General features: G+C 74.7%; 15 protein-coding genes. 6 read left to right on the forward strand and 9 right to left on the reverse strand.

Annotation, left to right across the window (positions count from 1 at the left end):
* Positions 1–197 precede the first annotated feature (197 nt).
* On the forward strand, positions 198–1,133 hold the full coding sequence (locus ACFVHV_RS33995) for a hypothetical protein (RefSeq protein ID WP_380356440.1): 936 nt from the start codon (positions 198–200) through the stop codon (positions 1,131–1,133).
* A gap of 199 nt (positions 1,134–1,332) precedes the next feature.
* On the opposite strand, the gene ACFVHV_RS34000 is transcribed toward ACFVHV_RS33995, so the two are convergent.
* The 4 genes from ACFVHV_RS34000 to ACFVHV_RS34015 all read right to left on the reverse strand — a co-directional run bounded on the left by ACFVHV_RS34000 (position 1,333) and on the right by ACFVHV_RS34015 (position 5,784).
* Positions 1,333–2,739, reverse strand: coding sequence for an MFS transporter (locus tag ACFVHV_RS34000; protein ID WP_380356443.1), 1,407 nt, complete (start codon positions 2,737–2,739; stop codon positions 1,333–1,335).
* Between the two features lie 458 nt (positions 2,740–3,197).
* Positions 3,198–3,791: a TetR/AcrR family transcriptional regulator gene (locus ACFVHV_RS34005; protein ID WP_380356475.1), complete on the reverse strand. Its 594-nt coding sequence runs from the start codon at positions 3,789–3,791 to the stop codon at positions 3,198–3,200.
* A 17-nt stretch (positions 3,792–3,808) separates the two neighbouring features.
* Complete coding sequence (locus ACFVHV_RS34010; protein ID WP_380356444.1) at positions 3,809–4,771, reverse strand: quinone oxidoreductase family protein; 963 nt, start codon at positions 4,769–4,771, stop codon at positions 3,809–3,811.
* 86 nt (positions 4,772–4,857) lie between these two features.
* Positions 4,858–5,784 carry a MerR family transcriptional regulator gene (locus tag ACFVHV_RS34015; protein WP_380356447.1) on the reverse strand — a complete coding sequence of 309 codons (927 nt, stop codon included), beginning with the start codon at positions 5,782–5,784 and terminating at the stop codon, positions 4,858–4,860.
* Between the two features lie 488 nt (positions 5,785–6,272).
* Here ACFVHV_RS34015 and ACFVHV_RS34020 point away from each other — a divergent pair, with 488 nt between their 5' ends.
* Positions 6,273–8,270, forward strand: a complete 1,998-nt coding sequence (locus tag ACFVHV_RS34020) for a protein kinase (RefSeq protein ID WP_380356449.1) — start codon at positions 6,273–6,275, stop codon at positions 8,268–8,270.
* A 31-nt stretch (positions 8,271–8,301) separates the two neighbouring features.
* Here ACFVHV_RS34020 and ACFVHV_RS34025 read toward each other — a convergent pair whose 3' ends face one another.
* Positions 8,302–11,376: a BTAD domain-containing putative transcriptional regulator gene (locus ACFVHV_RS34025; RefSeq protein WP_380356452.1), complete on the reverse strand. Its 3,075-nt coding sequence runs from the start codon at positions 11,374–11,376 to the stop codon at positions 8,302–8,304.
* A 215-nt stretch (positions 11,377–11,591) separates the two neighbouring features.
* Here ACFVHV_RS34025 and ACFVHV_RS34030 point away from each other — a divergent pair, with 215 nt between their 5' ends.
* Both ACFVHV_RS34030 and ACFVHV_RS34035 read left to right on the forward strand, forming a co-directional pair.
* Positions 11,592–12,089 carry an aegerolysin family protein gene (locus ACFVHV_RS34030; RefSeq protein WP_380356454.1) on the forward strand — a complete coding sequence of 166 codons (498 nt, stop codon included), beginning with the start codon at positions 11,592–11,594 and terminating at the stop codon, positions 12,087–12,089.
* 204 nt (positions 12,090–12,293) lie between these two features.
* A complete protein-coding gene (locus ACFVHV_RS34035; RefSeq protein ID WP_359910675.1) occupies positions 12,294–12,599 on the forward strand; it encodes a hypothetical protein in 306 nt (101 codons plus the stop codon).
* Between the two features lie 83 nt (positions 12,600–12,682).
* Here ACFVHV_RS34035 and ACFVHV_RS34040 read toward each other — a convergent pair whose 3' ends face one another.
* From ACFVHV_RS34040 to ACFVHV_RS34055, 4 genes are all read right to left on the reverse strand, one after another.
* On the reverse strand, positions 12,683–14,377 hold the full coding sequence (locus tag ACFVHV_RS34040) for a DUF4157 domain-containing protein (RefSeq protein ID WP_380356458.1): 1,695 nt from the start codon (positions 14,375–14,377) through the stop codon (positions 12,683–12,685).
* 159 nt (positions 14,378–14,536) lie between these two features.
* The gene (locus ACFVHV_RS34045; RefSeq protein ID WP_359910680.1) at positions 14,537–15,046 is read right to left on the reverse strand and encodes a PH domain-containing protein; all 510 of its coding nucleotides are present in this window, start codon (positions 15,044–15,046) and stop codon (positions 14,537–14,539) included.
* Complete coding sequence (locus ACFVHV_RS34050) at positions 15,031–15,696, reverse strand: SMI1/KNR4 family protein (RefSeq protein WP_380356461.1); 666 nt, start codon at positions 15,694–15,696, stop codon at positions 15,031–15,033. Before ACFVHV_RS34050 ends, ACFVHV_RS34045 begins: the two co-directional genes overlap by 16 nt.
* 79 nt (positions 15,697–15,775) lie before the next feature.
* Entirely contained in the window at positions 15,776–16,186 is a 411-nt protein-coding gene (locus tag ACFVHV_RS34055) for a helix-turn-helix domain-containing protein (RefSeq protein ID WP_359910722.1), read from the reverse strand.
* A 93-nt stretch (positions 16,187–16,279) separates the two neighbouring features.
* Here ACFVHV_RS34055 and ACFVHV_RS34060 point away from each other — a divergent pair, with 93 nt between their 5' ends.
* Together ACFVHV_RS34060 and ACFVHV_RS34065 are read left to right on the forward strand one after the other, a co-directional pair.
* Entirely contained in the window at positions 16,280–17,029 is a 750-nt protein-coding gene (locus ACFVHV_RS34060; protein WP_359910686.1) for an SDR family oxidoreductase, read from the forward strand.
* 208 nt (positions 17,030–17,237) lie between these two features.
* Positions 17,238–17,390, forward strand: a complete 153-nt coding sequence (locus ACFVHV_RS34065) for a hypothetical protein (RefSeq protein WP_380356466.1) — start codon at positions 17,238–17,240, stop codon at positions 17,388–17,390.
* Positions 17,391–17,843 lie beyond the last annotated feature (453 nt).

Genomic DNA, 17,843 nt, shown 5'->3' on the forward strand with positions numbered 1-17,843 from the left:
CGCAAACAATAGTTGCACATGCAGGGACTTGCAAGGGTTCTCCGTCGGGCCGGCCCCGCCCCGGGGTCGGTTACGGGGTTGGGTCCGGGATCGGGCCCGGGTCCGGCGGAAAACCCGTTGGCTTCGGCCGCCGGGCCCGCGATACTCACCCACCGGCGCCGCGCACGACCGCTCCCGGCGCCGGAACAGGGGAGTGCATGGAGTTCTTCGCGTGCGGGCGGTGCGGACACGCACTGACCGTGCCGCTGTCACGGGTCCCGTACCCCGCCTACGCGGGCTTCGGCTACGGCAACGGCCACCCCATGCCCGTCCTCATGGATTCGGGCACCTACGCCGTCGACGACCACCCTCGCAGCGCCTCCCGCTCGATCGTGATCGCCCCCGGCGACGCCCACGGCACCACCCTCGTCCAGCGGCGCGAACCCGGCGCCTGCTGCGGCATCGACGGCCGCAACGGCCCGAACGTCACCTGCGCCGGCTGCGGCCGGAAGGTCGCGACCAGGATCGACGACTGCTCGCTGTGGCAGGCCACCTGGCTGGAGCCGGACGCGGTGCGCCCCGTCCCCGCGGGCCCCGCCCGACCGGTCGCGGACTGGGCGGCGCTCACCCAATGGTGGTGCGCCGCCGAGCCGTTCGACGAGACGGGGCGGTGGGACCCGCGCTGGGAGGCGGAGTCGGCCGTGGTGCTCGCCCACCTGGTCGCCGCCGCGGACGGCTCGCCCGTCGTCCTGCCCGGCGGCCCCCTCGCCGAGGCCTTCCACGCGCTGCTCGACCAACTGCTCCCCCCGGGACGGGCGGCCGGGCGCCCTCCCCGGCGCGTGGCTCTGGCCGGTCCCGGCCTGCCGCTGCCCGGCCCGCTCCCGGACATCGCCGTGGTGCCGCGGCACCCGCAGACCGGCGAGGCCTGGCCGGTCCCCGCGGGCGTGGCCGCCGCACCGCTCGCCGTCGGCTTCTGGACCTACCTCGCCCACCACCGCGGACGCGTGGTCACCCCCGTCACCGGCCGGTTGCCCGCCGGCGTGGAGCGCGACGACCTCCTGCCGCCCCATTCCTGGTGCGGCCCGCGCCCCCTGTGGCGGGCCTACCACGCCACCCTGGAACGCCTTCGGGGCGCGGGGGTCGGCGGCTCGTGACGGTGTCGCCGGTGCGGTCGGTGCGGTCGGTGCGGCCGGTGCGGTCGGTGCCGCCGGAGCCGCCGGTGCGAGTCGGGCGGGCGCCGTCGGTGGTGCGGGAAAAGGGAGTCGGCATCCCGTAACGCCGGACGGCGCCGCCCGGGGGAACCGGGCGGCGCCGTCGGAAGCGGGGCGCGGGGGCCGCGTGCAGCGGCGGCCGTCAGCGCGCCGTCTGCGGGAGCCGCTGGGCCGGGACGGCGGCCCGGGCCGTACGCGGGGCGGAGCCGGAGGTGCCGGCGGCGGCCGCGGGGGAGGCGCCGAGGGCGGTGCCGCGGGTCTCCTCGGCCCACAGGACGCAGACCAGCAGGCCGACGGCGGTGGTCCCGGCGGCGATCAGCATGGTCGGGCCGGTGCCGAGCCCGGTCAGCGACAGCGGCAGCAGGTAGGTGCCGACGGCCGCGCCGATCCGGCTGACCGAGGTGGCGACGCCCACGGCGGTGGCGCGGATCTCGGTGGGGAACAGCTCGTTGGGGTACGTCCAGTCGAGCACGTTCGGCCCGCCGCACAGGAAGGCGTACGCGCACAGCGCCAGCAGCGCGACGGCGGCCGGGGCGGTGGGCCACACGCCCAGCAGCGCCAGCGGGACGGTCATCAGCGCGAAGGACCAGATGATGACGGGCCGCCGGCCGCGGGTGTCGATCAGGCGCAGCGCCGGGTAGCAGCCGAGCAGGAAGACCAGGCTGATCAGGCCGGTGCCGAGGGTCTCCATCACGGTGCCGCCCGGCATGCCGAAGGAGGAGAGGATCTGCGGGCCGAAGGTGAGCATCGCGAACAGCGGGCCGACCTGGCACATGAAGAACAGGCCGCAGAACAGGGTGCGGCGCCGGTAGGGCTGGGTCATCAGCAGGCGCAGCCCGGCGGGGCGGCCGCGTTCGGCCGGATCGGGCATCAGCTCGCGGCCGTCGACCCGGACCCCGAGGTGCTTCTCGACCACGCGCACCGCGTCACCGACCCGCCCGTTGGCCGCGAGCCAGCGCGGGGACTCCGGCGAGCCGCGCCGGATCACCAGGAACACCACGCACAGCACCGTGGAGCTCGCCAGCATCCACCGCCAGCTGCCCGGCCCGGCCAGCTCCAGGAACAGGTAGCCCACCACGTAGGCGAGCACCGAGCCGGCGTACCAGGCGACGATCTGCTGCCCGAGCAGGCGGCCGCGCTTCCTGGCGGGCAGCCACTCGGCGAGCAGCGAGGTGGCGATGGGGTAGTCGGCGGCCACGGCCATGCCGAGCACGAAGCGCAGCACGGCGATCGCCCACACCGCGTCCACCCAGAAGGAGAGCACCGAGCAGGCGACCATCACGAGCAGGTCGGCGGTGTACATCACCTCCCGGCCGATCTTGTCGGTCAGCACGCCGAAGAGCGCGCCGCCGACGAACATCCCCACCAGCGCGGCGGCGCCGATCAGGCTGACCTCGGCGGTGGACAGCCCGAGGTCCGGGCGCATCCCGATCAGGGCGACGCCGACGATGCTCAGGATGTAGCCGTCGAGCAGGGGTCCGCCCGAACAGGCCAGGGCCAGCCTGCGGTGGAACGCGGTATACGGGGCGTTGTCGATGGTCTGGGACATGTGCTGGGGGTCCTCCGGAGCGTACGGCACGCACTGCGCACCGTGCGCCGGGTAGACGGCAGGGGAAGACGCCGCCCACCTCGGACGGCGCCATCGCCCGGTCACAACGGGCGACCGTCCACGGTTGCCCCGGTCCCGCGGGGCCGCCACCGGGCCGAAGGTCGAGGGGATTCACGACCAAGGTCCCGAAGCGGACGGGCCCTTCGCCCGTGCCGGAACGGCGCCCGCCCAGTCCTGCCGGGGGCGGCCGCCGCCGCGGGCCGCGGGAGCGCTCCGGGCGTGACCCTTCTCACCCGCGGCCCCCAACAGCCCTGGAACTGTGACCCGTTCCACACCCGGGCGATGCCCGTCCGTACGGGGGTGACCCCGCTGCGTCACCCTGGACGGGCCGCGGCGGGCCGCCGGCCGGCTCCCCGTGAGCGCTCCGTCAGGCCGGTATCAACCCGGCTCGGCTCGGCTCACCTCGGCGTCAGCCCCAGCCGGGCGAGGCCCGAGTCCAGCGCCGCCTCCAGGTGGTCGGTGGAGCCGGTGGTCAGAAGGATCAGCACCCCGCCCTGGACCCCGGCCAGCAGCGCCGCGGCCTCCCGCTCGGCGTCCAGGCCGGCGGCGAGCGCCCCGCCGTCCCGCAGGTGGCGGATGCCCGCGGCGAGCCGGCGCTGCCACTGCCCCAGCAGCTCGGCGGCCACCGTGCGGCCCGCGTCGGTGGCCGTGCCCAGCTGGGACAGGGCCACGTGCAGCGGGCAGTCGACGCCCTGCGCGCGGTAGCGGGCGAGGACCTTGTCGCGCCACTGCCACCAGGCCTCCCGGGAGGTGAGGGAGTCCAGCTCCGGCTGCTGGTCGTCGAGCACCCGGGCCGCCTCCAGGCGGGCCACGGCCAGCAGCAGTTCGTCCTTCCCGCCGGGGAAGTAGTGGAACAGCTGACTCTTGCTGGTCGCGGTGCGGGCCATCACGTCCTCCAGGCGCAGCGCGAACACGCCCGTCCCGCGGATCTCCAGGGCGGCGCCCTCGACGATGCGCTGCCTGGTCGCGGCGCCCTTGCGGGTCGGCGGCACCTGCCCCTTCGGTACGGTCACGGCAGCAGCACCAGCTTGCCGGTGGTGCGCCGGGACTCCAGGTCCGCGTGCGCCCGGGCCGCCTCGGCCAGCGGGTAGCGGCCGGTGATCCGCGGGGTGAGCCGGCCCGACAGGACGAGGTCGAACAGCTCGCCGGCGCGCCGCACCAGCGCCTCGCGGGTGGGGACGTGGTGGTGCACCACCGGGTATGTCAGCAGGATGCTGTTCGGCAGGTCGGTGGGCCGCAGCTCGGGCACGCCCATGAAGGGGCCGTAGTAGGCGTGCACCCCGTGCGGGCGCAGGGCCAGCTGGGAGGAGCGGAAGGTGTCGGCTCCGCCGCCGTCGTAGACGACGTCGGCCCCGCGCCCGCCGGTCAGCTCCCTGATCCGGTCCTCGAAGCCACCACCGGAGTGGACCAGCACGTGGTCGGCGCCCGCCTCCTTCGCGACGGCGGCCTTCTCCTCGCGGGAGACCAGACCGATCACGGTGCCGCCGCGCGCCGTGACCAGCTGGGTCAGCAACCGGCCCACCCCGCCCGCCGCCGCGTGCACCACGGCGGTGTCGCCCGGGGCGATCGGGTAGGTCTCGGTGCTCAGGTGGCTCGCGGTCAGGCCCTGCATCAGCAGGCCGCCCGCGATCTCGTCCGGTACGCCGTCCGGCACCGCGACCAGCGAGGCGGCCGGGACGGCGAGCAACTCGGCGTAGCTGCCCGGGTGGTAGAACCAGGTCACCCGGTCGCCGACGGCCAGGCCGTCCACCCCCTCGCCGAGCGCGACGACGTACCCCATGCCCTCGGCGCCCAGGACCACCGGTGCCGCCCAGCCCGGGCCGCCCTCGGCCCGGGCGCCGACGTCCATGTAGTTGACCCCCGCCGCGCCCAGGCGCACCAGCGCCTCGCCGGGGCCGGGGGCCGGGTCCGGCAGCTCGGTCCAGCGCATGACCTCGGGGCCGCCGTGCTCCTCGATCCGGATCGCGTGCATGGGCTGACACCTTCCTGTGCGGGCTCGTCGAAGCGGGTCGAAGCGCGTCGAAGCGAGGGAGGGGAAGAGGGGAACGAGCAAGCACGCTAGGCAGTCGACAATGGACCCACAAGTCCAGAAATCCTTACGGCGACGGGCGGTTGCCCCGCGGCCAGCGGCACGGCGACGTCCACGACGGGCTCCTGCGGTCCGGCGGTCGCCCGGTTCGGGTAGTGCACCTCCCGGTTCGGCCCGCCCCGCCCGTACCCGCGGGCGGCGGCCCAGGCGCCCACCGCGTCGTGGGCGGCGGCCATCGCGGTGAAGCCCCGCCGGGTCAGGGCGGTGTACGCCTCGCGGTGCGCGGGTTCGATGCGCACCGCGAACGGGCCGTGCGGCCCGACGTCGTTCGGGGTGGGGGCGCAGACCTCGACCAGGGCGTCGCAGTCCTCGCCCACCAGGCCGTGGTACACCGCGAACAGCGGTCCGGACAGGCACGCGCCGACCTCCCGCAGCCGGCCGAGCAGCAACTCGCCGGCCTCGGCGAGGAAGCCGGGCAGCGCGGCGGCGTCCACGTGCCGGCGTACGAACAGCACCCGCTGCTCGGGCACGTCGCGCTCGGCGATCTCGAACACGGTGGTGCTCCTTCCGCTCAGAACCTCCCGGGCGTAGCCCACCGCCTCCCGGCGGGCCGCGTGCTCGGCCTCCCGCTCCCGCCAGTACGCCAGCAGCTCCCGCTCGCCCGCGTTGCCGTCGGCGTCCGCGGTGCCGTCGGCGTCGGCGTCGGGGTCTGCGCCGGGGTCCGGGGCGGCCGTGTCCAGCACGGCCGCGATCCGCGCCAGCGGCAGCCCGGCGGCGCGCAGCAGCGCGATCCGCCGGGCCCGCTCGACCTGCGCCGGGCCGTAGCGGCGCACCCCGGTGCGCGCGTCGACCAGGGCGGGCGGCAGCAGCCCCCGCTCGTCGTAGAGCCGCAGGGCCTTGAGGCTGAGCCTGGTCCGGGCGGCGAGTTCGCCGATGGTGATCACGTTCTCCTGCACGCCCGCCACTGTGCCGCCTTCCCCTGGGGGAGGGGCAAACCCCGGAACGCTATGCGCCGGTACGTCGGCATTCGCACCGGAACCGCCCACAGAAGCCCGCGGAACCCGCGGAAGTCCGTGGAAGCCCGTCGGATCCGCCTCCTGTTCGGGGTGCCGGGCGGGGCGGTTCACCGGGCCGTGGACCGGAGGCCGTCCGTGCACGGTCGGCTGCCCGCGACCTGCGCGGAGACGCCCCCGGGTCGCACCGTCCGTGGGCGAACGACGGCTCGGGCGCCCCGCACGTCGCCGGAGGGGACCGGGCCCGCCGCCGGCCCGCCGGGGGGCGGGGGCCGGTGATGGCCCGAGCCGAGAGCGGTTCATATGATGGGAATTCAGTAGTTGACTTGCCGGTGTCATGATCCTCGGAGTGCGCCCGGACCAGGGTGCGCCCGGGGAACCGGGCCGGTCCCGGATCCGCTCCGGTCCTCGGGCTCGATTCAGGGAGATGCATGCGCGGCACCGTGCTCGCCGACCGCTACCGACTGGTGGACTGGCTGGGCGGCGGGTCGATGGGCGATGTGTGGCTCGCCGAGGACGAGGTCCTCGGCCGCCGGGTGGCGGTCAAGGTGGTGAAGCCCGCCCTGCTGGACGAGCCCGGCTTCGCCGAGCGCTTCCACGCCGAGGCCCGGGTCATGGCCCGGCTGCGGCACCCGGGCATCGTCGGCGTGTACGACTACGGGCACGACCGCGGGCCCGGCCACGACCACGACCGCGGGCCCGACGCCGGGCTCGGCGACGACCGCGGGCCCGAGGCCGGGCCCGGCGACGACCACGGGCCCGAGGCCGGGTCCGGCGACGACCACGGGCCCGACCGCGGGCCTGACGCCGGGTCCGGCGCCGCGAACGGGCGGCGCCCGGTCGGCTACCTGGTCATGGAGCTGATCGAGGGGCAACCGCTGAGCGCCGTCCTGGAGCGCCGCGGAGCCCTGCCGGTGGCGGAGGCCCTGGAGCTGGCCCTGCAGGTGCTGGAGGCGCTGGAGGCCGCGCACGGGTCCGGGGTGGTCCACCGGGACATCAAACCGGCCAACCTGATGGTCCGCGGCGACCGGACGGTGATCGCGGACTTCGGCATCGCCCGGCCCGACTGCGACGCCCGGACGACCGTCCCGGGGATGGTGCTGGGCACGGCCGCCTACCAGGCGCCGGAACAGGCCTCCACCGGGACGGTCACCGCCTCGGCCGACCTCTACGCGCTCGGCGTGGTCCTCTACGAGTGTCTCGCCGGCCGGCTCCCGTACGAGGGGGAGACCGCCCTCGAAGTGATCCTCAAGCACCTGACGGAGCCCGTGCCGCCGCTTCCCGGGGAGGTGCCCGCGCCGGTGTGGGCGCTGGTCGAGCGGGCGATGGCCAAGGAACCCGGTGAGCGCTGGCCCGACGCGGCGACGATGGCCACCGCCGCACGCCGCGCCCTCACCGCGGTGGAGGCGGCGCCGTCGCCGGGCCCGTCCCCGTCCTGGACAGGGAGTGGGGCCGGGCCCCGGCCGGTCGCGGCGCGTGCCCCGCGGACCGGACACGCCCCGAGGACCGGACGCGCCCCGCGGACCGGGCACCGCCTGCGGGCGCTGGCCGGGGTGACGGCCCTGACCCTGCTCTGCGTGGCCGGGGCCGCCGGGGCGGCGGTCGTCCGGCCCGACCGGAACGGCGCGCCGCAGGACACCGCCGCCGTCGCCGGGCCCACGGACGGCCCCGCCCGGCCGGACGCCGCCGCGTTCGTGGAGGCCGCCGGCCCGCTCACCGGACAGCCGTCCGCCCCGGCCGCGCTCCCGCTCCCGCCCCCGCCGGCCGTGCCGGGCACGGGTGAGAGTCCCGCCCCCGCCCCGGCCGCCCCCGCGCCGACCACCCGGAGCCCCTTCGCCACGCCCCCCGCCCCGGCCGCCCCCGCGCCCACCCGCAGCTCCGCCCCGCTCCCGGCCCCCGCCTCCACCACCGGGGAGAACCCCGTCGCGCCCGCGCCGACCCCCACCGCCCCGGTCCGGCCGGCCCCCGGCGAGACGGCCACGCCCACGGCGTCCGCGACGCCGACGCAGCCCACCCGGCAGCCGGTGGCGCCGCTGCCCGAGCTGGCGCGGATCAGCAGCAACGGCGGCACGCTGGACAACTCCTACTCCAAGGACCGGGACGGCAACCAGGTCGACACCTTCGATGCCAACGGCACGCTGGCGCAGGTGTGGCGGCTGGACAAGGTCGACGAGGGGCGGTACTACCTGCGCAACGCCTCCAGCAACTTCACCAAGGGGCTGGACCAGGACAGGGACAGCGGCCGGGTGCAGATCTGGACGAGCCCCCCGTCCAACTGGAACCAGGTCTGGGCCATCACGCCGGTTCCGGGCGGCCACCGGATCGTCAACGCCGACACCAACCTGTGCCTGACGTCCGACGGCGTGGGCCACTGGGTGCGAGTGGCGCCCTGCTCGGGTGCGGACAACCAGGTGTGGACGTTGAGGTGAGCCGCCGGCCGCCGGCCGGGCCCTGGGAGGGTCACTCCGGCAGCCAGGACGGCCACTGCCGGCGGGGCCGCACGGCGGGCCCGCCCGGGCCGATCAGGGCGCGCAGCCGGTTGGCCTCGGGGGAGCCGAGGGAGGCCAGGATGTCGTAGGCCTCCGACCGGTGGGCCCGGGCCGCCTCCCCGTCGCCGTCCCCGCCGCGCTCGGCGAGTGCGTCGCCGAGCGCCGCCAGGGCCAGCCCCCGTCCCCGGCGGTCGCCGTCGAGCGTCAGCACCTCGACCGCCCGGTCGGCCGCCGCCACGGCCTCCTCGCCGCGGCCGACGGCGCGCAGCGACTCGGTGAGCCGCAGCAGCGTACGGCCCGTGCGGCGCCGGTCGTCCGGCCGCAGCAGCGACAGGGCGTTGCGGTGGTGGTGCAGGGCCTGTTCGAACTCGCCGCGGTCGTGGGCGATCGTCCCCATCGAGTCGAGGGCGAGCGCCTGGAGGTCGTGGTCGGCGAGCCGGTGGCAGATCAGCAGGGACTGGTCGACGACGCGGACGGCCGCGTCGAACCGGCCGAGTTCGGTGAACGCGCGGGCCAGGTTGAGCAGTTCGGCCGCCACCGAGCGCCGGTCGCCGAGCTTCTCCCAGGCCGAGACCGCCGCCGTGAAGCCGGCGACCGCGTCGCCCGGCCGGCCGACCTGGACGAACAGGGCGGCCAGTGAGGCGTGGGCCAGGGCGAGCAGCGGCCCCGGCAGGTCGTGGGCGGTGCACAGGTCGCGGGCCCTGAGCAGTTCGGCGAGGGCCGCGGGTTCGGAGCCGACCTCGGTGAGCAGCCGTCCGAGCACCAGCCGGGCCCTGACCTCGGCCGTGCGGTCGCCCTGCCGGAGGGCGGCCCGGAGCAGGACCTTGGCCGCGTGCCCGAGCGGCCGGGTGGCCTGGCCGGTGTCGCACAACAGGCTGCAGCCGAGCAGCAGTTCGGCGACCAGGTCGAGCCGGGGCGGCTCGGGGAGCCCGGCGTACTGGCCGACCAGTGCGCCGATGCCGTGGTAGTCGACGCGGCCGTGGGGCGGCGCCGCCGCACGCAAGGCGGCTCCGGTACCGGCATCGGCTCCGGCACCGCCATCGCCACCGGCACCGCCATCGCCACCGGCACCGCCATCGGCTCCGGCACCGCCGTCGGCAACGGCGCCGGGCAGGGCGGCGCGGGCGGTGGACGGGCCGAGGGCCGCGACGGTCTCGGCGTGGTGGTGGGCCGCCAGCCGGGTGAGCACGGCGGCCGGGAAGTCCTCCGCCGCCTCCTGCGAGCCGGCCCCCGCCCGCGGCCCGGCCTCCTCCCGCGGCCCGGCCTGCGGGGCCGGGGCGAGCTGCTGGGCGAAGGCGCGCAGCAGGTCGTGGTACCGGTAGCGGTCCGGGGGCGCGGTCTCCAGCATCGAGCAGTCGACCAGCGACTCGGCCAGTTCCTCGGCCTCCTCCTCGGGCAGGCCGAGCACCGCCGCGACCGCGCCCGGTGACAGGTCCGGTACCTCCGGCACCGCCAACAGCCGGAAGGCCCGGGCCTGTTCGGGCGTCAGCTGGTCGTAGCCGAAGCGGAACGCCGGTTCGACGGCGAGGTCCCCGGCGCGCAGCACGTCCAGCCGGCGCCCGTCGCCGGCCAGCTTGTCGAGCAGCCGGGCCATGGTCCAGTCCGGCCGGCAGGCGAGGCGGGCGGCGAGGATGCGCACGGCCAGCGGGAGGTGCCCGCAGAGCCGGACGAGTTCCGCGGCCGTCCGCTCCTCGGCCCGCAGCCGCTGCCCGCCGATCACCCGGCCGAGCAGGCCGAGGGCCTCCTGCCGGGCGAAGGCGGAGAGTTCGACGACGTGCGCGTTGGGCAGCGAACCGAGCCTGGCCCGGCTGGTGACGAGCACGGCGCAGCCGGGCCGGCCGGGCAGCAGCGGCCGGATCTGTTCGGCGTCCCGGGCGTTGTCGAGGACGACCAGCACGCGTCGGTCGGTGAGCAGCGAGCGGAACTGGGCGGAGCGTTCGGCGAGCCCGGGGGCCAGTGCGTCCGCCGGTACGCCGAGGGAGCGCAGGAAGGTGCCCACGGCCTCCTCGGGGCGGGTCGGGCGGCCGTCGGCGCCGTGCAGGTCGAGGTAGAGCTGGCCGTCGGGGAAGTCGGCGGCCAGCTCGTGCGCGACGTGGACGGCCAGCGCCGTCTTGCCCACGCCGCCCAGGCCGGAGACGGTGGCCACGGGCACGGTGCGGGGGGCGAGCAGGACGGCCCGCAGGGCCTCGGTCTGCGCCTCGCGGCCGGTGAAGTCGGCGAGGTCGGCCGGGACCTGGGTGGGCCGGACCGCCGCCCGGTACGGCGGGCGGGTGGCGGCGGCGGCCCGGGGCCGCGGGGGCGCCACGAGGCCGGTGTCGGCCACCAGGATCCGGCGCTGCAGTTCGCGCAGTCCGGGGCCCGCGCTGACGCCGAGCTGCTCGCGCAGCCGCTGGTCCGCCGTGCGGAAGAGGCCCAGGGCCTCGGCCTGCCGGCCGGTTCCGTAGAGGGCGAGCATCAGCAGTTCGGAGAACCGTTCCCTGAGCGGGTGTTCGGCCACGACGGCGGTCAGTTCGGCGACGAGCTCGCCGGACGGTCCGGCCTCGATCTCGGCCTCCAGACAGGACTCCAGGACGGTCACCCGGCGTTCGGCCCACTCGCCGCGCTGCCGTTCGGCGTAGGGGCCGGGGAGCGCGGTCATCGGCTCGCCCTGCCACAGGGCCAGCGCCGAGCGGAGCGCGCCGGCGGCGTGGGCGTGCTCGCCGTCGGCGCGCAGTTCCTTCGCCTCGTCGAGGAGCTCCTCGACGCGGTGGGTGTCCAGTGCGCCCGGGTCCAGGGCGAGCAGGTAGCCCCCGCTGAGCGTGGTCGGCGCGTCGGGCCCCAGGACGCGGCGCAGGCGGTGGACGTAGGTGCGGATCACGGCGGAGGGCTTGGCGGGCGGCTCCTCGCCCCACAGGTCGTCGACGAGCTGACCGGTCGACACCGGGTGGTTGGCCCGCAGCAGCAGCGCGAGCAGCAGGCTCCGCTGCTGCGGCGACCCGAGCACGAGCTCGCCGCCGTCCCGCCACCCCCGCAGCGGCCCCAGCACCGCGAACCGCAAACCACCCACCAGCCGTCCCCCTCCGCCCGCGCAACGATCCCCCCGGCGCATGATACCGACCGCATCACCCCTGGTCAGAGGCGCCGTGCCCGGTCCGGGCGGTCGACGGCGCGCTGCTTGTCCATCGCCTGTCAACACATTGTCGACCGCCTGTTGACGGGCCCGGCCGAGGCTTCGAGCAGTCGGACCGCACCGATGCGGTCCGGGAACGAGAGGAGTACTCCATGGCACAGCGGAAGTCCCTGGTCCGTTCGGCGCTGGCCGCGGCGGGCGTCGCCGCCGCGCTGTTCGCGACGGCCGCCCCGGCCGGCGCGGCCACCGCGGACCAGCAGCCGGCGCAGGCGCTGAGCGCGGCGCGCAGCACGCAGGTCGCGGTCGTCAACTGGACGGGCTGCGAACTGCGCCTGCAGAACGCCTGGCTGGACCACGGCATCTGGTCGAGCGGCCTGGCCCCGGACGCCATCGTGCGCGACGGGAACACCGGGCGCTGGCAGTCCGAGAGCAACGGCCTCCTCACCGGGACCGAGGGCCACGTCATCTACGACGCGGAGAACTGCGGGAACCCCGGGCTCAACGGCAAGCGCGTGCAGCTGCACTGGAACAACCCGTACGCCGGCAGCAACGGCTACGACTCCGCCGGCTCCGACCCGATGTTCCGGTTCGCGCAGAGCGGGGGCAGCGGCAACAACGCCGCCGTGTACTGGACGATCACGGGCCCCTGAGCGGTAGCCGACTGACCGTCGGGCGCCCGGCCGGGACCTTCCCTCCCCGGCCGGGCGCCCCGGGTGCGCGGCGGTTCCGGCAGGTGCTGCCCCAGGAAGCGGACGGGCCGGTTTCGGCCAGTCGCGCCGACGGTGGATACATCCGATCGCATCTTCGGCATGCTGACCGCACCGATTGTTCGAGATGCGACGAAGGAGAAGGCCATGCGTCGAATTGCGGCTCTGGGAACCGGTGCGGCGCTGCTGGTGGCCGCCGGTGTGATGGCGGCGCCGGGGGCGTCGGCGACCTCGTACTGCAGCACCACCCAGGGCACGAACTGGGGGTCGGTGAGCTGTCAGACCACCGCCACCAAGAACCACTGGCAGCTGGTGCTGGTCTGCAACAACGACAACGTCAAGGGCAACCAGACGACGGTCTTCGGCTCCTGGCACATGGGCAACGGGAGCGACACCCTCTACTGTCCGACCGGCTACAGCTCCGCCTACACCAAGGTCAACAACGACAACTGACCCACCGCACACGGGAGTCGGCCGTCGTCGCGGCGGCGACGGCCGACACCTCGGCGCCTGCGGCGTCCCCGGGGCCGGCCCGCTCACGTCATCGTGTAGCTGAAGTTCGACTTGAAGGAGTTCATGGACCCGACCGCGATGGTCTCGCAGGCCGTGTAGAACTGATTCTCGTCGTTGGGGTCGAAACCGTTCGCGGACACGAGCTGGGCCAGTGACCTGAACTCCTGGAGGATGCGGGCGTTGAGCTCCGCGTCGGGCTCCTTGCTGTCGCGGTGGTACTGCGAGTCCGCCGACCCGCCGCCGGTCTTGGCGAACAGGGTGAACCGGTTCATCGCTTCGTGGAGCGTGGCCGTCTCACCGGTGACCACCTTGTTGAACGCCGCGACGGCCGCGGTCGGGTTGGCGGCGGCCCGGCGGAACTCGGCGCCCTGGATGATGGCCACGATCTTGGCGCAGTACTTCTGCGCGTCCTTGGGCAGATCGTCGAACGGCTTGCTGCCGCTCTCGACCAGCGCCTTGATGAACCGGTTCGCCAACTGCTGCTCCGTGAGCCCCGAGTTGGTCCTGGCCAGGTCGAACAGCTGGGAGTAGTCGCCCTCCTGCACGCTGCCGAGGACGAAGTTCCCGCCGGCGCCGATGGTGTAGGAGGCGCCGTCCTCCACGTCGCTGTACGTGAACGGGTTCACCATCGCCTGCCGGTTGCGGAACGCCTCCAGATCGAGGCCGACCCCGCGCAGGGACAGCCGCCGGCGCACTTCCTTGTGGCGCTTCATCTGCTCCTCGTCGGAGATCGTCAGCGCGTGCTGGAAGCCCCCGGTGGCGATCGCGGCGGGGGTCACCGGCGCCAGGTTCTGCCCGCTCGCCGCCCGCACCCGGGCGTGGGCCGCGTCGATGAGCTTCTCGTACGAGGTGAAGTGTTCGGTCTCGTCCGCCTCGGCCATCCTCCCGATCTCGGCCAGGATCGCCTGCTTGTCCGCCGCCGGCAGTCTTTTGTGACGGTCGGCCTTCCACTGGACCTTCTCGGTCTCCTCCGCCGTGCCGATGGTTCCCCTGGCGACGGTGACGACCCGCTGCACCGCCGCGGCCACCCCGCCCGGCACCGCCCCGACCGGGGCACGGTCCGCGCGGCCGGGCGAGTCCGGGACGGCGACGGCCCGCTGCACCGGCGCCGCCATCACCCGGCGCGCGGTCGCCTCCGCCTCGCGCTCGAAGCGGTCGGACGGGTCGCTGACGCGCAGGCCGTTGCCGTGGTCCGTGCCGGCCACCGGGCCGTTGCGCTGCTGGATCACATGGGTCAACTCATGGGCCAGGGTGTGCTTGTCCGCCCCTCCGGCACCGAGGACGACATGGCTGCCCGAGGTGTAGGCGCGGGCGCCCACCTCCTGCGCCGAACGCTGCGCGGCCGTGCCGGTGTGCACCCGCACGTCGGAGAAGTCCGCCCGCAGCCGCTGCTCCATCTCCTCCCGCAGCCCGGCGTCGAGCGGCCGGCCCGGCGACCCGAGGACCCGGTGCACGGAGGAGCGCTGCACGGGCTCCCCGCCGCCGCCCGGCTCCTGGTGGCCGCAGCCCGGGGCGTGCCGGTGGCGGGCCTCCTCGAACATCCGGGCCACGACGGCGTTGCCGACGGTGCGCTGCAGGGCGGCCACCTCCTGCGGGGACGGAAGGCCCGCCCCCGGCCGCACCGGTACGGCTGCGGTGCGGGCCGTCCGCGCGGAGTCGGCGCCCTGGCGGCCGGAGCGGGCGCCGTCCGGCGTTCTGGCGGCTTCCCGTGCGTGCATGAGGGACCCTTTCGGGGCGGAGGACGGCTCAGCCTCCTGTATACGTGCCACGGTCGGCCCCCGGCCAGGTACGCGGGGGCAGAGTCACTGCCCCCGCGGGGCAGACCCGGCCGGGCCGCCCGGCCGGCCCGGCCGGGGCAGCGCGCCCGTCGAGCCGCATCACCCGGCCGCGGCAGCGGATCGGTGCGCGGTCCACGCGGCCCGCAGCTGGGACAGGCGCGACCGGAGCTCCGGGTCGTCCGCGCTCGACGCGACCAGGCCCGGCAGGACGATTGCCCGCCCCCGGTGCAGGCGCACCTCCAGGAGACAGTGCTCGATGCCGCGGTTGACCTCCGGCGAGACCCCGAACGACCGCACCTGCGGCCAGGTGACCACACGTGTCCTCAGCAGGGTCCGCGTGGTCAGGCCCGCGGAATCCACCGTGGTACTGCCGCAGAACGGGCCCACGAAGGAGGCGGCGACGACGTAGGCGACGATCAGGCAGAGCGTGAAGGCCGCGATCATCGCGGGATCCCGGCCCTTGGCCCCCGCGGCGAGGACGAAGGCGAGGGCGCAGGCCAGAGCGGTCGGGAAGAGGACCAAGGTCCTCCGGCCCGTCCGCCGGTACCGGATCGGCGCCTTGAAGCGGAGCTGCCCGTCGCGCCGATCGCCCGTCACGTCCTGACCCACGGCATCTCCGTCGACCCGGGCGCGGCGAGGAACCCCTCGATGCCCCACTCGGCGCCCCAGTTCCTGCCCGCCCAGTCGCTCTTGGGAGACCAGAGGGGTCGGGCCGGCTGAGGCCCCCACACCTCGGGGTCCGCGCGCACCAGCAGCTCGTCCTCCGCCGCGTAACCGCCGGTCAGCACGGTTGCCAGGAACTCCGCGAAGCCGCCGTCGAAGTGGTCGAGCCGGTCCTCGTAGAACACCGTCACCGGCCACTGCTCGGGGTCCGGACTGGTCGTCAGCCAGCAGCACTGGTTGTGGTTGCTGTTCCAGCCCCAGGACAGCAGGCCGCCCGGGTCCGGGAACACCGGGGTGGGGCCCGGCCGGTCCCACCACTGCTCCTCGCCCTCGATCTGGTCGCGGAGATCGACGTCGTTCGTGATGCGCCAGTCCGCCAGGCCGCCCGGCGCTTCGTAGAAGGACGGCTTCTCGCTCGGCGTGTACACGCCCCACTCGCCGTTCAGGTTCACCCCGCCGTACAGGTCGACGAACGCGCGGTAGTCCGAGGGCAGCTGGACCCCGAGTTCGGAGGGCGCCAGCTCCCACGGAACGCGTGCCGGGGTGTACACCGGCTCTCCCATGATCGCCCGCAGTCGGGTCCACGCCTCGGTCATCGCCCATCCTCTTGCCGGCCGTCGTCGTCGTACTGGATGCCGCACTCTAGGCGACGGTTCCGACAGGCTGCCGTCCCGCTCAGGACGCGCGCTGTGACTCCTGCCGGCTGTCGTAGTGCTCCTGGGCGGCGAGGAGCTCGTCCCCGTGCCGGCCGAACCACTGGATGAGTTCGGTCAGCGGCCCGGCCAGGCTGACACCGAGTTCCGTCAGGCTGTAGGTGACCTGGGGCGGGGTGGTGGGCGCGACACGGCGGTCGACGAGCCCGGCCCGGGCCAGTGCCTTGAGGTTCTGCGACAGCATCTTCTGGCTGATGCCACCGACTCGTTGGTGCAGCTGCGCGAAGCGGTGCGGGCCGGCGATGAGGGCCGAGACGATCAGTGTCGCCCAGCGGCTCGTCGTCTGATCGATGATCGGCCTGAGCACGCACCTGTTGTCGAAGGTGTCGTGGGCCAGGAGCCGGGCGGCCGTCGCGACGTGCTGAGTTTCCATCACGTCATGAGGTTACAAAAAAGTACGTACTTCCTCGCAGTAACCAGCTTTCCTACGGTGACTTCCGCAGGCACCAACGTTCGAGGAGTCACTGTGATCAGCAGCAACGCACGTACGGCGATCGTCACGGGAGCGTCGAAGGGCCTCGGCGCGGGGATCGCCAAGGCGCTGGCCGGGACCGGCGCGGCCGTCGTGGTGAACTACCGGGAGGACGCGAAGGGCGCCGAACGGGTCGTCGCGGGCATCACCGCCGAGGGCGGCCGGGCGATCGCGGTCCGGGCGGACGTGGCCCGCGGCGACGACGTGCGCCATCTGTTCGATCGCGCGCGCGAGGAGTACGGACCGGTCGACGTGCTCGTGAACAACGCGGCCGTCGCCGCCTTCGCGCCGCTGTCGGGCATCACCGAGGAGGAGTTCCAGCGCGAGATGACCACGAACCTGCTCGGGACGATCCTCACGACGCAGGCCCTCGCCGCGCAGGACGACATCGGCGCCGCGTCGATCATCAACGTCTCGACGGCCGGCACGCTCACCCACCCGCCGTACGCCTCGCTCTACGTCGCGTCCAAGAGCGCCGTCAACGCGTTCACCATCGTGGCGGCCAAGGAACTGGGCCCGCGCGGCATCCGGGTCAACGCGATCATGCCCGGACCGTCGGACACCGAGGGCACCAGGGCCATGGGATTCCCCGGCTCGGCCCAGGAAGCACAGGCGATCGCCGGCACCCCACTGGGCCGTACGGGCACCCCGGACGACTACGGCCCGCTGGTGGCCTTCCTGGCCTCCGACGACGCGCGCTGGATCACCGGGGATGTCATCCTCGCTTCCGGTGGCATGCGCTGACGCCCCGTCCGTTCGGCTGCGGGGCTCCGCCGCATGCCGGGGGGTCGGCACGTCCCGCGGCCGGATCGGTGAACGTCCGCAGGAGGTGCGTGCGGCCGCCTCGGCGTGGCTCGCGCAGCTGACGGGTGGCCGGCCCTGTCGCCCTCGCGGTACCCGGTCCGGGGCGGGCGTGGTGTGGCGCCCGTCGTGACGGATCCGTTCTCGAAGGGTGGGTGCCGGGCGCCGCCGCACCGGCCTCGGCGGCACCGTGATGGTGATCCACCGCTTCAAGCGCCACCGCGCGGCAGCCACGGGACACGACGAAATCGCTGTCCGCCACGAAGCAACGGTGCTGGTCGAAGCCGCCAACGAATGTCTGTGAGCAGTACTTTTGGGACGCGCCCCCGTGGCCGAGAGGTCGCTCGGGGAGGGCTGCGCTTGTTCCTGTCTCCGTCGGAACGGGTCCTTGCCGAACGTCAACCGCGTTGATCGGAGCCGGCCTTCGGTGCAACGGGCGCACCTCTCGTGCCCTCGCAGAACGCTCGGTCTGGGCTGGCGTACAGGAAGTCGGCGGGGTCGACTTTCGTGCGGTGTCGGGGCTTGGGCGTGGGTTGTTCGGGGTGGTGCGGCTCCGACCGGCCCTGTCCTTTCATCGAGCCGGTGCGCAGGAAGTCGGCGGGGCCGACTTCCTGTGCGTGGGGTGGCTGGGTTTTGGGGCGGGGCGATCGGCGTGTGCTGCCGCGGGGGCAATAGGGGGGGGGGACGAACGTCGCGGGCTAGGGGGTTGGGTGGGGGTGGGGGGTGGGGTTTAAACAACATACGGCGCCCACGATTT

Origin of the sequence: Kitasatospora sp. NPDC127116, from assembly GCF_042677365.1 — a bacterium.
In the GTDB taxonomy this organism is placed as follows: Bacteria; Actinomycetota; Actinomycetes; order Streptomycetales; family Streptomycetaceae; genus Kitasatospora; species Kitasatospora lactacystinica.

Excerpts from the sequence above, each read along its gene's own strand:
- ACFVHV_RS34010 (WP_380356444.1), bottom strand. The coding sequence starts at position 4,771 with ATGCACGCGATCCGGATCGAGGAGCACGGCGGCCCCGAGGTCATGCGC.
- ACFVHV_RS34020 (WP_380356449.1), top strand. The coding sequence starts at position 6,273 with ATGCGCGGCACCGTGCTCGCCGACCGCTACCGACTGGTGGACTGGCTG.
- ACFVHV_RS34000 (WP_380356443.1), bottom strand. The coding sequence starts at position 2,739 with ATGTCCCAGACCATCGACAACGCCCCGTATACCGCGTTCCACCGCAGG.
- ACFVHV_RS34050 (WP_380356461.1), bottom strand. The coding sequence starts at position 15,696 with ATGACCGAGGCGTGGACCCGACTGCGGGCGATCATGGGAGAGCCGGTG.
- ACFVHV_RS34040 (WP_380356458.1), bottom strand. The coding sequence starts at position 14,377 with ATGCACGCACGGGAAGCCGCCAGAACGCCGGACGGCGCCCGCTCCGGC.
- ACFVHV_RS34055 (WP_359910722.1), bottom strand. The coding sequence starts at position 16,186 with ATGGAAACTCAGCACGTCGCGACGGCCGCCCGGCTCCTGGCCCACGAC.
- ACFVHV_RS33995 (WP_380356440.1), top strand. The coding sequence starts at position 198 with ATGGAGTTCTTCGCGTGCGGGCGGTGCGGACACGCACTGACCGTGCCG.
- ACFVHV_RS34030 (WP_380356454.1), top strand. The coding sequence starts at position 11,592 with ATGGCACAGCGGAAGTCCCTGGTCCGTTCGGCGCTGGCCGCGGCGGGC.
- ACFVHV_RS34035 (WP_359910675.1), top strand. The coding sequence starts at position 12,294 with ATGCGTCGAATTGCGGCTCTGGGAACCGGTGCGGCGCTGCTGGTGGCC.